Raw genomic sequence first — 14432 nt, forward strand, 5'->3', positions numbered from 1 at the left:
TGTTTCTTACGTTGGTTCATTAATTGATAAATTAGAGCATTCTTATCAAGTATAAAAAATAAACCCTCGCTTTATGAGGGCTTATTTCATATTTACTTCCCAAACCGTTTGCGATATCCACATTTCCTGCAAAGCTCTTCAACCGCAACTCTTTTCGAAAATCCATCGACAATGTTTGTTGCTCTTTCACCTTCGATAATGTTAGAAAATGAATCATTATTAATATTCCCAAGGTTAATAATCCCTTCACCATCTAAACAACAAGGAATAACTGTTCCATTCGCTAAAATACCCGCTTGATTACGAAGTCCATGACAGAATCCTTTCCCATCATCCTCTTCTTCATGTAATGCTGGCCACTGGAATTCATAGTCTTGATTAATAAAGACACGTTCTGCAATTTTTATACCTTTTCCTGGTGTAAGCTTCTCTTCAATTTGATAAGATAGATCAAATTCATTTTCAATTATAGATAATAACTCTCTATTTTTCTGGATTTCAGCATTCGTTTTATTATCCTGAGTTAAATTCCATAACCTTAACGATACAATTAAATCTGATTGACTTGTCGCTTCCCTAATGAAGGAAAGTATACTCCTTACATAGCCCTCTTTATCTTGCGAACCTGGATGTCCATCAAAACTATGCAGTGAAAAATTCATTTGTCTTAACGCAGGCTTATTTAACAGCCTATGTCTTCTCTTATTAATTAACGTTCCGTTCGTTGTAATATTAACTTTAAACCCTTTTTCATGACTTAAGTCTAATAGTTGATCTATTTTCGGGTGGAGCAACGGCTCACCCTTCACGTGCAAATAAATGTAGTCTGTGTGAGGTTTAATTTGGTCTAATCTTTTAGCAAAATCCTCCACAGAAATGAATTGCTTCTGCCTTTCCGTCGGCGGACAAAAGCTACACGCAAGATTACATACACTCGTAATCTCCAAGTAAAACTTCTTAAACTTCTTCACCTTTAATTCCTCACTTCTCTAACTACTTATACTTTTTCCTCTTCATATTACAGCATATTTTTATGGAAATAGAAACATACTTATTTTAGGAAATCTACATACCATCTAATAATATTTAAAAGACCATCGGTAATTTTTGTCCAATGGTCTTTTTATCCTTTTATATGCAAAGAATAAATTTATTTATGATACGGTTCATCGTAACTATTCTAAATAAGGTTATTTTTTATTATTTTCATAATTAAATTTAACAAAAAAGGTAGTGCCTTCCGATCCTGTTTGAATTTCTATTTTTGCATTATGGCGGGCAGCAATGGCATAACATACACCTAACCCCAATCCAGTTCCATTATCTTTGGTCGTGTAAAACGGCGTACCCAGTTTCTCTAATACTTCAGGCCTGATACCTTTTCCTTGATCCCGCACTGCAAGCACCACACAATTTTGACCTTCCTTGTAAGTGCTAATGGTTAGAACTTTCCCTGTATTCATCGCTTCTAAGCCATTACGATATAGATTCATTAATAATTGCCGTATTTCATTACGATTTAAAAGTAATTCTGGAATGTCATTTGTATCGACTTGAATATATTTATTTTGATTGTACGTATCAATCTTTATTAAAGGAATAATATCGCGGATAATTGAATTTAAATCTAACATCTGCAAATCCGATTTCCTTGTATTACCCATTGAGAGAAATTCAGTAATAATAGAATTGGCACGGTTAAGTTCTTCAATCATTAAATGAAAGTACTTATTATGTTTCTCATAGGTATTCTCTTCTTTTAATAACTGTAAAAATCCTAGTACTGTTGTCATTGGATTTCTAATTTCATGGCTGATACCTGCTGCCATTTGCCCTATTAAATCTATGTTGGATAATCTTTTCAATTCCTGTTCATATTTCTTTTTTTCCGTTATGTTTTTAAAAATACAACAAATACCATCATCATACGGGTATGCAATAACTTCGTGCCAATATTCATCTGCAGTAGAAAGAAATTCGAAATGAACTGTAGTTCGCTCTGACATCGCACGATGAAATTCCTTATACATAACTGTGTCGATTTCACTCGGGAAAACATCCCATATATTCTTTCCTAATACATCTTTTGCTGTTTTTCTTTGCGGAAAATATTGGTGCTTATTTACGTACGTAAATTCCCATTTATTATTTAAAATAAAAAATCCATCCGTAATACATTCAATCACACTTGTAACTTTTTCATTAGCAGCAGCTAGCTCTCTCGTTCGCTCTTCCACTATGCTTTCTAGTTGATCCATATATGACAAATTCGAAAACGTAGGGGCTGTGGCATCAACGATAGATTTTGCTAGTTGAAGTTGAGAATGATCATAATTGTGAGCTTTTCCTTCTTTGCCAACGACGATTACCCCTAATACTTCTCCAATTGAAACCAATGGAATCATCAATAGACCCTTACTATCTATATTTTTTGTTTGAATAACTTCTTGAATCTTGGCTTCATAGCTTTTCTCTGTCCAATCCGCTTCTGTCCAATGACAGCCCTTACTTAATTTCGTTGTTTTAATTGTTGTTTTATCTAGCGGATCTAGAAGATGGGCAGTCATATTTTTACTCTCTAAAATCTGTTCTAGGTAAAAAAAGCATTTATCAAAACTCTCCTGTATCGAGGAACACATTGATAAATCACGTGTAACATTTAGTAACAGCTGCTTCTCAGCAATAAGGTTTTCCTTTTGTTTTAAATTATTTGTGTTTTGAATTGCAACCGCAGCCATATTTACATAAGCTTCAACACTTTGAATTTCTGAATCTGTTAAGTTCATCGGAATTCCATAATCAAATAAAAAAACTAGACCAAATAACTCTTGCCCAAATGAGATAGGCAAAGCTAATAAGGACTTAATTTTGAATGCATTAACCGGTCTCGGATCTGGTCGATGATCCTTTGAGGTATCAGGAATATAGATGGTTTTTTTCGTTTCAATAACCTCTTTTGCCAGTAAGTCTATTTCAGGATCAATTACTTGAGTATCGAGCGTTACGCCATTTATAGTCTCTGGTTTTCCTGCAAACCCTCTAAATGTTCCATCTTCCTGGGGTAAATAAATTCCAACAGCATCGCACCTAACAATTTCCTCTGATATCGCCATTGTCACACGCTGCAATACGTCACGTAGTTCTAATTTCGTATTTATTATTTTTGTTATATTTGCGAGTCTAGAATATCTCGTCTGATCACTTACCATTCACATAGCCTCCAATTATAGGCATAATAAAATAAATATGATAATATCAGTGTTTTACATAGAATACATTACTTATGATACGGTTCTCCACGATTAATCCGAAACGCTCTATAGACTTGCTCAAGCAACACTAATCGCATTAATTGGTGTGGTAATGTCATCTTTGAAAAAGAAAGTGATTCATTTGAACGCTTCATCACTTCTGAGCTTAGTCCAAGTGATCCACCAATTACAAATGCGACTTTACTCTTTCCGTATGTAGCAAGGCGATCTAGACTTACCGCAAATTCTTCTGATGACTTTTGCTTTCCTTCTATAGCTAATGCAATCACATGCGTGTCATCAGAAATTTTATCGAGTATACGTATACCTTCTTTTTCCTTTACAATTAACATTTCTGCTTCACTTAAATTTTCTGGCGCCTTTTCATCAGGTAATTCAATTACTTCTACTTTTGCGTATGCAGATAATCGTTTTAAGTATTCTGCTATACCTTGTTTCAAATATTTTTCTTTTAATTTCCCAATTGAAATAATCGAGATATTCACACGTATCCTCCACCTTACAAACATGTTATCCACAAAACTTATCCACATATCCACAAATACTACCCACATATTGTGTGAGAATCTGTGTTCGATACAACATATGTCGCCTCATTTTGACAAAATTCACATGTTTTTTTCTCTTTTTCTAAGTTATCCACATTGTTGATAACTGGTGCGACTTCACACTCATCCACAATAATATCTAACGCTAATTCAACATGTTCTAAACAACAAGGTAAATTCATTTTCTACACCTCACTTTTCTACAATAGAAAACAGGAGGTAGGCCCTCCTGTTTTTAATACTTTTGAATGCCTAATTTCACTGTTGTTGTTACTCTTTTTGTACCACGATAAAACGTAAGAGTCATTTTATCATTAATTTCCTTATCATATAAGGCCGTACGGAATCCAATAATATCGCGAATCGGTTTTCCATCTACCGCCACAATAACATCATGTTCTCTTAAACCAGCATCCGCACCTGGCGAAGGACTTTTCACATCCAAAATACAAACTCCCTCTGTTACAGTACCTGGTAAATGTAATGTTTTTGACCAATAATAGTTTGGAATTTCATTTAATGACCTAAGTTCAATCCCAATATAAGGTCTTCTTACTTTTCCATACTTCTCAAGTTCATTCATAATCGGAACAGCTCTAGTCACCGGAATAGCAAGGCCGATTCCTTCTACTTCTTTTGCAGCAATTTTCATTGAATTAATACCAATTAATTGTCCTGCTGCATTTACAAGCGCACCGCCACTATTCCCCGGATTAATCGCTGCATCTGTTTGTAACACTTCTACTTGCCAATCATAATGTCCATCTTGATCTAAATCTACAGGGACAATACGTTCAGTAGCTGAAATAATACCTTGTGTAACTGTTCCAGAAAATTGCAGTCCAAGTGGGTTTCCAATCGCAATGACTGGCTCTCCTCTGCGAACAGTATTAGAATCGCCAATTTCAATTATTTTTTTCACATGCTTTGCATCTATTTCTAATACAGCTAAATCTGTGACTACATCGGTTCCTAATACTTTTCCAGGAACCTTCTTACCATCACTTAGACTTACTTCAATACGATTCGCTCCAGCTACAACATGATTATTCGTTACAATATAAGCTTGACCATCTGTCTTTTTATAAATTACTCCTGATCCTGTACCGGCCTCTGAATCTGCCTCTGAAAAGTTATCTCGTTGAATGTTAATAACACCCACAACAGCTTCAGATGCACGATCAACAGCATCTACAAAGCTAATCTGTTTAATCCCTTGAGCTTCAGCCATATTACTTCCGCTTGCTTCAGCTTGCGGAAGCGTATCAGCAGAATTTGAAAATAAAGGCGCTCCAAACGCAAATAAAGAAGCTCCTACAATTGTTCCCGCTATACTCGAAAGAACTATACCTTTGTGCTTCTTTTTTCCTGCACGTTTCATACGATAACTTTCTTCATCAATAAAGGACATATTTGTTCACCTATCTTCCTGAAAACAACTATATTCACCTTTATTGTTTACTAAAATGAAGAATTATACGTATTGAATTTTTGTAGGCATTTTTGGATCTGTATCGTGAATTTCAAAGGATTCACCCACTCCAAATCCTTTTTCCTCTAGTACTTGTGATACTGACATACGCGCTAGTTCTTTCATGTTATTATCTAAGCTTAAATGGGCTAAATAAATATGCTTTGTCTCATCTGTAATTACATCTGCCATCGCTAATGCAGCATCCTCATTACAAACATGCCCAACGTCACTTAAAATACGTCGTTTAATGCTCCATGGATAACGTCCCATACGAAGCATTTCTACATCATGATTACTTTCAAATACAAAAGCATTAGCTCCCTTAATAACGCCCTTCATACGGTCACTTACGTATCCCGTATCTGTAATAAGCGCTAATTTCCTATTATTGTTATGGAAAGCATAAAACATCGGTTCTGCCGCATCATGAGAAACTCCAAATGACTCGACTTCAATATCACCAAATGTTTTCACATCACCAACTGAGAAAATAAACTTTTGTTCAGTTGGGATATTTCCTATTAAATGTTCCATTGCATTCCATGTTTTCTCATTCGCATAAACAGGTAAATCATATTTACGTGCCAATACACCTAATCCTTTAATATGATCACTATGCTCATGCGTTACAAGAATACCTGATACATCATTTATATTTAGTTCTGCTTGTTTAAATAAAGCCTCTGTTGCTTTACCACTTAAACCTGCGTCGACTAGTAATTTTTTTTCATCGGTTCCTACGTATAGCATATTTCCTGTACTTCCACTTGCAAGTACGCTAAAATGCAACCCCATTCTTTCTCACTCCAGTATGTTCATCAACCACTTGATTTTCCTTTTCTCCTAATTCCATAACTTGTCCTTCAATTGCATTCACAAAGAAGTCCTGCTTCTGCTCCGTTTTTAAATTCCACGTTGGAGCAAGTACTTGGTTATTAGAAGTAGATGCGGTAAGAGTGGCATAACCAATTTGCGCTTCTTTAACATGCGTATTTCCATGAATTTTATTTTTTAAATACAAATTTTCTAAAGCTGTTTGAGCCGTAATAATTTCTTGCTCTTTCGTTTTTTCACCTTCGCCCATTTCTTTTAAATCAGTTAGCATTGTCTGCGTATATGAAACAAGTTCATTTTTTTCATTTAATTCCACAACAATCATCGCCTGATTATTATAGAAAATAGGCTTATCTTTATATTTTTGGAAGAAATAAATTTTAGAGTCTTTCACCGCTCCAAATTCATACTTTTGTCCATCCAATACATAGTTCTTCAAAAATTCATTATACTTATCTTTTGATAATGATTTCGTATTTAAAAAAGGCTCTTTTAGCTTACTTTCTATCTTGTACATATTTTGTATATGCACCGTTTGATTTTTCAAAGACTGTATGTCTTCTTCTTTAAAGGCTTTATTTTCCGCTCTAATAAATGACTCTTTTTTCGGTTCTTTAGGGATATTTCCCATCGTAATTTTATTTGCTTTTAATTCTTGATCTATCTTTGTTTCTGCAATAAGCTCCAATTGATTACTATCTTGCTTTTGAATGAATTGGAAAATGAGAAAGAGGTCCAAAACAAAAAAGGTCACAATAAATATGGTTTTAATCCGATCCCAATCCATTTAGTCCTCCCTCACTCCACTCATAGATTTTCTGTTTACCTGTTTCATCTTCAACAAGCTTTACATACCAAATTGGTTGTAGTCGAACCACTTGCCCATCTAGTGATAACTTGTATCCAATGCCAATATCCTTAATTACTTGTTTCTTTATCTCTGGATTATTTTCTAGGGATGCTATTACAACATGCCCTGACGGAAGAGTAACCTTCTGTTCTATACCTTTAGTATTTAAAGACAGCAACGGTCTTTCATATTCCATTACTTCTTCTGATCCCCATACTTGTCTTAATTCCGCTAATCCATCTGCATTGAATACTGGATATCCATCTTCATTTAAGCGAAATACTGTCTCTCCTTTATTCATATAGTCCAAACGATATGAATCCAAACTCCCACTGTGACCACTTACAAATTCAAAGCTTTTTTGTAAAAGCATTAAATTATCTATCGTTTTCTCAGTTAAGACAGAAGAGTTTTTATACTTTAGCATGTGACGATCGTTTTCAATTTCCATGGATCTAATACCATCTGTAAATGTTTCTTTCGACATCTCGGTAATCGGACTTAAATAACGAGGATCACTAAACAGAGCATTCTTAAACGTATCAACTGCTAAATTAGATGAAATATATGTTATATTGCTTAACTCTGTCGTTCCATCTGGTAAAAATAATTTTTTCATATCATTGAGTTGATAATCAAAATAAGGTTTTGCTGATACTATAAATTGATTTTGGGCATTTACAATATCTTTTAAATACAAGCCACTTAATTTTGCCTCGTATATTTTAAAGTTATCACCATCAGAAACAAAGTTAATTTTAATTTCTTGATCCTTACTTCTAGAAGGATCAAGAAGAATACGATTAAAATGTTTAGGCTTATCTGTACTTTTCTCTTTCATGTTAAACATGGATTTAACTGCATCAAATGGGATATCGGTAGGGAAAACAAGTTCAACTTTCCCTTCACCATGCACATATGAAAGGAAATCACCCTTAGTGATTGATATCTCTCTAAAATCATGTAGTTCCCCTACTTCCAGGGGCTTATAGATTGATTCTATATCTGCCTCTCTTCTGCTCCCATAATGATTTTTATCTTTATGCACGATGATAGAAGTAGGACGGACAACATCGGAAATTTTAGTTTGGTTCATTCCTTCATTCCCCTGTACAAATTTCGCGTTTTGCATGGATGTAGAATCTGGCACATACGTCCATAGATTAAAAGTAAGAAATAGGCTAATTACAACTAGGTTAATTAAAACTATTGTTTTAAAGTTTTCCATACTCATTCCCAATCGTCCTCTTCATCTGCTGCCATTGGTAACGTGAAATAAATAGTTGTCCCTTTTCCTTCTTCACTCTTCGCCCAAATAGAGCCACCATGTGCCTCAATCATTTCTTTTGCAATTGCTAATCCAAGTCCCGTACCACCCATTTGTCTTGAACGAGCTTTATCTACGCGATAAAAACGTTCAAAGATTTTATCAACGTTTTCTTTTGGAATACCCATTCCTTGGTCACTTACACTAATTTCTAATAAATCACCGCGATCACGTAAACGATATGTTACTGTTCCACCTTCTGGTGAATACTTTAATGCGTTAGAAATAATGTTATACAGCACTTGAGTAATTTTGTCAGTATCCATATCAATAAATCTAGATTTCTTAGAGAAAGATCGTTTGAAACTTACATTTTGCTCTTTAGACATTTCAAAGCGATCAATAATATTATTAAAGAAATCAGTAAAGTCGACCCATTCTTTCATTAAACGATGCTCTGTACTATCCAGTTTAGATAGCTGTAACAACGCATTTACAAGTCTAATCATTCTTTCTGTTTCTTCTTGTGTAACCGTTAAAAATTGTGGTGCAATATTTGGATCCTGCCATGCTCCATCTGTAAGTGCCTCTAAATAACTGCGCATCGTCGTTAATGGCGTCCTTAATTCATGAGAGACATTTGCCACAAACTCACGGCGTTCCCGTTCTATACGTTCCTGCTCTGTTACATCATATAGTACAGCAATTAAGCCGTTTGCCTTCCCTGTTTCTTTTTGAATAACAGAGAAACTAGCACGTAAAATATATGGTTCATTTCTCGTACTAAAATCTAATAAAACAGAATCTGGCTCTTCATATAAATGATCGAGCGTAAATTCTTCCTGTATCCCTAATACCTCTAAAACAGATTGATCGAGCGCTGTTTCACGAGAAACATTTAACATCTTTTCCGCAGGGTCATTTAGTAAAATAATATCCCCTTTTCGATCAGTAGCAATTACTCCATCTGTCATATGTGATAAAACAGATGATAATTTACGCCTTTCACTTTCTGTAGAAGAACGAGCTTGTTGTAATTTTTTCGATAAATTATTGAAGGATAATGCCAGTTGTCCAATTTCATCATGGCTATGCACTTTTACTTTTCTGGAATAATTTCCTTTTGCCATTTCAATTGCTTGTCTCCGCATATCTGAAATTGGTCTTGTAATTGTTTGAGCCAATAAAATCCCAAGTACGGCCGTTACTAATAAAGCAATTACTGTTCCCGTAGCAAAAATTTGATTTATATCCTTCATTTGTTTATATACATCTTCCATAGATGCCACAATGTAAATAACACCAAGCGCATCCTTACCGTTATCATCTAGAATCGGAGTAAGCATAACTTGAACACGATGACCTGTACTACCATCCTTCTCAATTTTCACTTCTGGCTTTTTTTGTACTAACACTCGCTGAACAGCTATATCAGTTGATGTTCGATTCACCTTATTCTGCTTTGATTCATCTGAAATAGCCAGTAACTTTCTGTGCGAATCAAATACACTTACCTCTTGTATAACTTTCTTCTGATCAGAGGCAAATTTTCGAATTGACGTTTTAATCGTTTCATCTGTTGACTCTGTTTCTGCTTTTGTATAACTTTTTTTAAACTCTTGCTTCAAATTATATGATAATAAGTTTGTTTGCTGCGTTAAAGAATCCCTAAAACCTTGTACTAAGCTCTTCTCTAATTCCCTTACGAAATATACTCCAATAACTTGCATCGCTATTAATATTAATAGCATATATATAAGCACAAATTTTAAATGAATAGATTGAAAAAAACCAACTTTCTTCATATACTATTCCTGCTCTGGGTCACGCAAGTAATACCCTACTCCACGTCTAGTTACAATTAAAGTAGGATGGCTTGGATTATCTTCAATTTTTTCACGCAAACGACGTACTGTAACGTCTACTGTGCGCACATCTCCAAAATAGTCATAACCCCAAACTGTTTGTAATAAATGTTCGCGTGTCATAACTTGTCCTAAATGTTTCGCTAAATAATGTAGCAACTCAAATTCACGATGTGTAAGCTCGATATTTTCCTCGCGCTTCGTTACACTATATGCATTTGGATTAATCACAATTGGTCCAATAACCATTTCTGTATTTTCTTCTTTTTCCGCAGCACCACCTTGTTGATGGCGACGTAAATTCGCCTTCACACGAGCAAGTAATTCCCTCGTACTAAATGGCTTCGTTACATAATCATCTGCCCCAAGCTCAAGCCCTAATACTTTATCAATCTCAGAGTCCTTTGCTGTAAGCATAATAATCGGCATTTCTGAGCTTTTACGTATTTCACGGCAAACCTCTAAGCCGTCTTTACCTGGTAGCATAATATCTAATAAAACCATATCTGGTTGCTCTTCATTAGCCTTTTCAATTGCTTCATCACCATCATGTGCCATTACTATTTCAAAACCTTCTTTTTCTAAGTTAAACTTCAAAATATCTGCAATCGGCTTTTCATCATCAACTACTAAAATTTTCTTTCCCATCATCGTCTATTTCCTCCTTATAAAAATATGGTCAATAATCCCTAAACATATTGATGTTTACATAGTATGTCCTATATGACCGCATCCTTTGTTTAAGTATTTTCTCCTCTATTCTCATAGACTCATGTATGATCCACTTTTACACGGCATCCTATACGATCTATAGAAAAACCTCTAGCTTCAACTGCTAGAGGCTCCTCGTTCTATTTTAAAATAACTACTCAGTTTTGTAAAATTACATAAATAAAAAGGATATTAAGTGGGCCCACTTAATATCCTGAGAGTGGCTCGGGACGGAATCGAACCGCCGACACGAGGATTTTCAGTCCTCTGCTCTACCGACTGAGCTACCGAGCCAAAACTATATATAAAACCACTAATGGTGGTATAAACAAAAGTGGCGGTCCCGACCGGGGTCGAACCGGCGATCTCCTGCGTGACAGGCAGGCATGTTAACCACTACACCACGGGACCAAAAATAAGCAAAAAAAAACATGACCCGTACGGGATTCGAACCCGTGTTACCGCCGTGAAAGGGCGGTGTCTTAACCACTTGACCAACGGGCCACGAAAAATAAAATGGTGAGCCATGAAGGACTCGAACCTTCGACCCTCTGATTAAAAGTCAGATGCTCTACCAACTGAGCTAATGGCTCATACTCACCAACGTCATATTTTCGTGACGACAAGATGTATCATAACATGTATTCTGTATTTATTGCAATACTTTTTTTGTTTTTTTATAAAAGAATAAGAAAAAACTCATGCGGACATGAGTTTTTTCTAAACACTATTAATTAAGCTTCGTATACGTTACGAACAATATTTGTTTGGTTACGATCTGGTCCAACTGAGAACATAGATATTTGAATTCCTGTTAACTCAGAAACACGTTCTACGTATTTTCGTGCATTTTCAGGAAGTTCATCTAATGATTTTACACCAGTAATATCTTCTTCCCAACCTGGAAGCTCTTCATATACAGGCTCACATTTTGCTAAAATGTTTAAGTTAGCTGGAACTTCATCAATAACTTCACCATTGTATTTGTAAGCAACACAAATTTTAAGAGTTGGAATACCTGTTAAAACGTCGATAGAATTTAATGATAGATCCGTTAAACCACTAACACGACGTGCATGTCTTACAACAACGCTATCGAACCAACCTACGCGGCGTGGACGACCAGTTGTCGTTCCATACTCGCGACCAACTTCACGAATTTGATGACCAATTTCATCATGAAGCTCCGTAGGGAATGGACCATCACCAACGCGGCTTGTATATGCTTTACATACACCTACAACGCGAGTAACTTTCGCAGGACCAACTCCAGTTCCAACTGTTACACCACCAGCAATTGGGTTAGAAGATGTAACGAATGGGTACGTACCGTGGTCAATATCAAGCATAACACCTTGCGCACCTTCAAATAATACACGGTGATTATTATCTAATGCATCATTTAATACAACAGATGTATCACATACATATTGCGCGATTTGTTGCCCGTACTCGAAGTACTCTTCGAAAATTTCTTCTACAGTGAAACCTTCTGTATCGTACATTTTTTCAAATAAACGATTTTTTTCTACTAAATTGCGCTCAAGCTTCTCTTTAAATGCTTCACGGTCTAAAAGATCAGCCATACGAATACCAATACGAGCAGCTTTATCCATATATGCAGGACCGATACCTTTTTTCGTTGTACCGATTTTGTTATCACCTTTACTTGCTTCTTCTAACTCATCTTGCTTTAAGTGGTAAGGTAAAATAACATGTGCACGGTTACTTACACGTAAATTATCAGTACTTACACCACGATCGTGTAAGTATTTTAACTCTTCAAGTAATGCTTTTGGATCTACTACTAATCCGTTTCCGATTACACAAATTTTCTCTTTATAGAAAATACCAGATGGAATTAAGTGTAATTTATATTTAACTCCGCCGAAAACAATTGTATGTCCCGCGTTATTTCCACCTTGATATCTTGCAACTACTTCCGCATGCTCAGAAAGAAAATCAGTGATTTTACCTTTTCCTTCATCGCCCCATTGTGTTCCTACAACTACTACTGAAGACATTATTAAAGCACCTCCGCAATTTTCAAACGATCTATTCAAACAATATAATTGTACCAAAACCGAAAGAGAAGTCAACCGAAAAGCGAACATTTTTTCACAAAAAAACATTTTCGTTCGTAAGAATTATATATTTAACTTATGAAAGCCTTATCTTTCTTATAAAAAAAAAGAAACACATCTTATTATAAGAAATGTGTTTCTTTTTTATACTGCCTTTATGCCGGTGGAGCATGTCCATCCTCAAAACGACGTTCTAAGTTAACGAACTTATTGAACTCTTTGACGAATGCAAGTTCCACTGAACCTACTGGACCGTTACGTTGTTTTGCAATAATAATTTCAATTGTATTTTTGTTTTCCGTTTCTCGATCATAGTAGTCTTCACGATATAGGAAAGCTACAATATCAGCATCCTGCTCAATACTTCCAGATTCACGAATATCAGACATCATCGGGCGTTTATCTTGACGAGATTCTACACCACGAGATAACTGTGATAAAGCAATAACAGGCACTTGCAATTCACGTGCAATCCCTTTTAAGGTACGAGAAATCTCAGATACTTCCTGCTGACGGTTTTCTCCTGATTTCCCACTTCCTTGAATAAGCTGCAAATAGTCAATCAAAATCATACCAAGACCTTGTTCTTGCTTTAATCTACGACATTTTGCTCGAATCTCATTTACTTTAATACCTGGCGTATCATCAATATATATACCAGCATTTGAGAGACTCCCCATTGCCATTGTTAATTTTGCCCAATCATCGGAAGTTAATGAACCAGTACGAAGTCTTTGTGCATCAATATTCCCTTCTGCACAAAGCATACGCATAACAAGCTGATCAGCACCCATCTCCAAACTAAAAATCGCTACATTTTCATCCGTTTTCGTCGCTACGTTTTGTGCAATATTTAATGAAAATGCCGTTTTCCCTACTGATGGACGTGCTGCCACGATAATTAAATCATTTCGTTGGAAACCTGCTGTCATCTTATCTAATTCAGTAAACCCAGTTGGTATCCCAGTAACTTCACCCTTTTGATTATGCAAAAGTTCAATTTTGTCATAAGCATCTACAAGAACATCTTTAATGTTTTGGAATGCTTTTGCATTCGTTTGATGGGATACTTCTAATATTTTTTTCTCAGCCTCATTTAAAAGACCATCCACATCATCTTCTCTCTCGTATCCATCCGATACAATATGAGTCGCCGTGCGAATTAAACGACGTAAAAGCGCCTTTTCAGCGATGATGCGTGCGTAATATTCTACGTTAGCTGCAGTTGGCACAACTTCTGCTAACTCTGCTAAGTAAGAAACCCCACCAACTTCTTCTAGTAATCCTTGATCAGCCATTGCTGATGTCATCATTACTAAGTCGATCGGCTCTCCCTTATCAGATAGCCCAAGCATGACTTCAAAAATCTTTTGATGTTTCGTTCGATAGAACGAATCAGGTACCAATAACTCTGATGCTGAAGTTAACGCATCTTGATCAATCAATATGGCCCCTAAAACCGCCTGCTCAGCCTCTATATTATGCGGAGGGGTACGATCAGCAAGTACATCACTCATACGCAATCCT

12 protein-coding genes and 4 tRNA genes are annotated in these 14432 nt (G+C 35.7%); all 16 read right to left on the reverse strand.

Translation table 11 applies throughout. The annotated features are described in order from the left end of the window. Positions 1–92 precede the first annotated feature (92 nt). A complete protein-coding gene (locus AB6801_RS25530; RefSeq protein ID WP_000713633.1) occupies positions 93–971 on the reverse strand; it encodes a radical SAM/SPASM domain-containing protein in 879 nt (292 codons plus the stop codon). 219 nt (positions 972–1190) lie between these two features. After that, the gene (locus tag AB6801_RS25535; RefSeq protein WP_000253111.1) at positions 1191–3209 is read right to left on the reverse strand and encodes a GAF domain-containing sensor histidine kinase; all 2019 of its coding nucleotides are present in this window, start codon (positions 3207–3209) and stop codon (positions 1191–1193) included. Positions 3210–3277: 68 nt separating this feature from the next. Then, a complete protein-coding gene (gene rlmH, locus AB6801_RS25540) occupies positions 3278–3757 on the reverse strand; it encodes a 23S rRNA (pseudouridine(1915)-N(3))-methyltransferase RlmH (RefSeq protein WP_001027003.1) in 480 nt (159 codons plus the stop codon). Positions 3758–3816: 59 nt separating this feature from the next. Then, positions 3817–4002 (reverse strand): CxxH/CxxC protein, encoded by a 186-nt coding sequence (locus AB6801_RS25545; RefSeq protein ID WP_001052824.1) that lies wholly within the window; start codon positions 4000–4002, stop codon positions 3817–3819. Positions 4003–4055: 53 nt separating this feature from the next. Next, positions 4056–5231 (reverse strand): S1C family serine protease, encoded by a 1176-nt coding sequence (locus tag AB6801_RS25550; protein ID WP_000008043.1) that lies wholly within the window; start codon positions 5229–5231, stop codon positions 4056–4058. A 63-nt stretch (positions 5232–5294) separates the two neighbouring features. Then, entirely contained in the window at positions 5295–6089 is a 795-nt protein-coding gene (locus AB6801_RS25555) for an MBL fold metallo-hydrolase (RefSeq protein WP_000522837.1), read from the reverse strand. After that, a complete protein-coding gene (locus tag AB6801_RS25560; protein WP_000383740.1) occupies positions 6073–6915 on the reverse strand; it encodes a two-component system regulatory protein YycI in 843 nt (280 codons plus the stop codon). Before AB6801_RS25560 ends, AB6801_RS25555 begins: the two co-directional genes overlap by 17 nt. Continuing rightward, positions 6896–8212: a YycH family regulatory protein gene (locus AB6801_RS25565; RefSeq protein WP_000061563.1), complete on the reverse strand. Its 1317-nt coding sequence runs from the start codon at positions 8210–8212 to the stop codon at positions 6896–6898. Before AB6801_RS25565 ends, AB6801_RS25560 begins: the two co-directional genes overlap by 20 nt. Beyond that, positions 8209–10050 carry a cell wall metabolism sensor histidine kinase WalK gene (gene walK, locus AB6801_RS25570; RefSeq protein ID WP_000755367.1) on the reverse strand — a complete coding sequence of 614 codons (1842 nt, stop codon included), beginning with the start codon at positions 10048–10050 and terminating at the stop codon, positions 8209–8211. The genes AB6801_RS25565 and walK overlap by 4 nt, the downstream gene beginning before the upstream one ends. Positions 10051–10053: 3 nt before the next feature. Next, positions 10054–10761 (reverse strand): cell wall metabolism DNA-binding response regulator WalR, encoded by a 708-nt coding sequence (gene walR / locus AB6801_RS25575; protein WP_000971865.1) that lies wholly within the window; start codon positions 10759–10761, stop codon positions 10054–10056. Between the two features lie 281 nt (positions 10762–11042). Continuing rightward, positions 11043–11115, reverse strand: a tRNA-Phe gene (locus tag AB6801_RS25580). A 41-nt stretch (positions 11116–11156) separates the two neighbouring features. Continuing rightward, positions 11157–11232 (reverse strand) — tRNA-Asp (locus tag AB6801_RS25585). A 21-nt stretch (positions 11233–11253) separates the two neighbouring features. Next, positions 11254–11325: transfer RNA gene (locus tag AB6801_RS25590), tRNA-Glu, on the reverse strand. Positions 11326–11338: 13 nt separating this feature from the next. Next, positions 11339–11414: transfer RNA gene (locus AB6801_RS25595), tRNA-Lys, on the reverse strand. A 141-nt stretch (positions 11415–11555) separates the two neighbouring features. Next, positions 11556–12845 carry an adenylosuccinate synthase gene (locus AB6801_RS25600; protein WP_000100238.1) on the reverse strand — a complete coding sequence of 430 codons (1290 nt, stop codon included), beginning with the start codon at positions 12843–12845 and terminating at the stop codon, positions 11556–11558. Between the two features lie 215 nt (positions 12846–13060). Continuing rightward, positions 13061–14422 (reverse strand): replicative DNA helicase, encoded by a 1362-nt coding sequence (gene dnaB / locus AB6801_RS25605; protein WP_001286148.1) that lies wholly within the window; start codon positions 14420–14422, stop codon positions 13061–13063. Between the last annotated feature and the right edge of the window lie 10 nt (positions 14423–14432).

Origin of the sequence: Bacillus sp. RCC_6_1, assembly GCF_041360755.1 — a bacterium.
In the GTDB taxonomy this organism is placed as follows: Bacteria; Bacillota; Bacilli; order Bacillales; family Bacillaceae_G; genus Bacillus_A; species Bacillus_A cereus.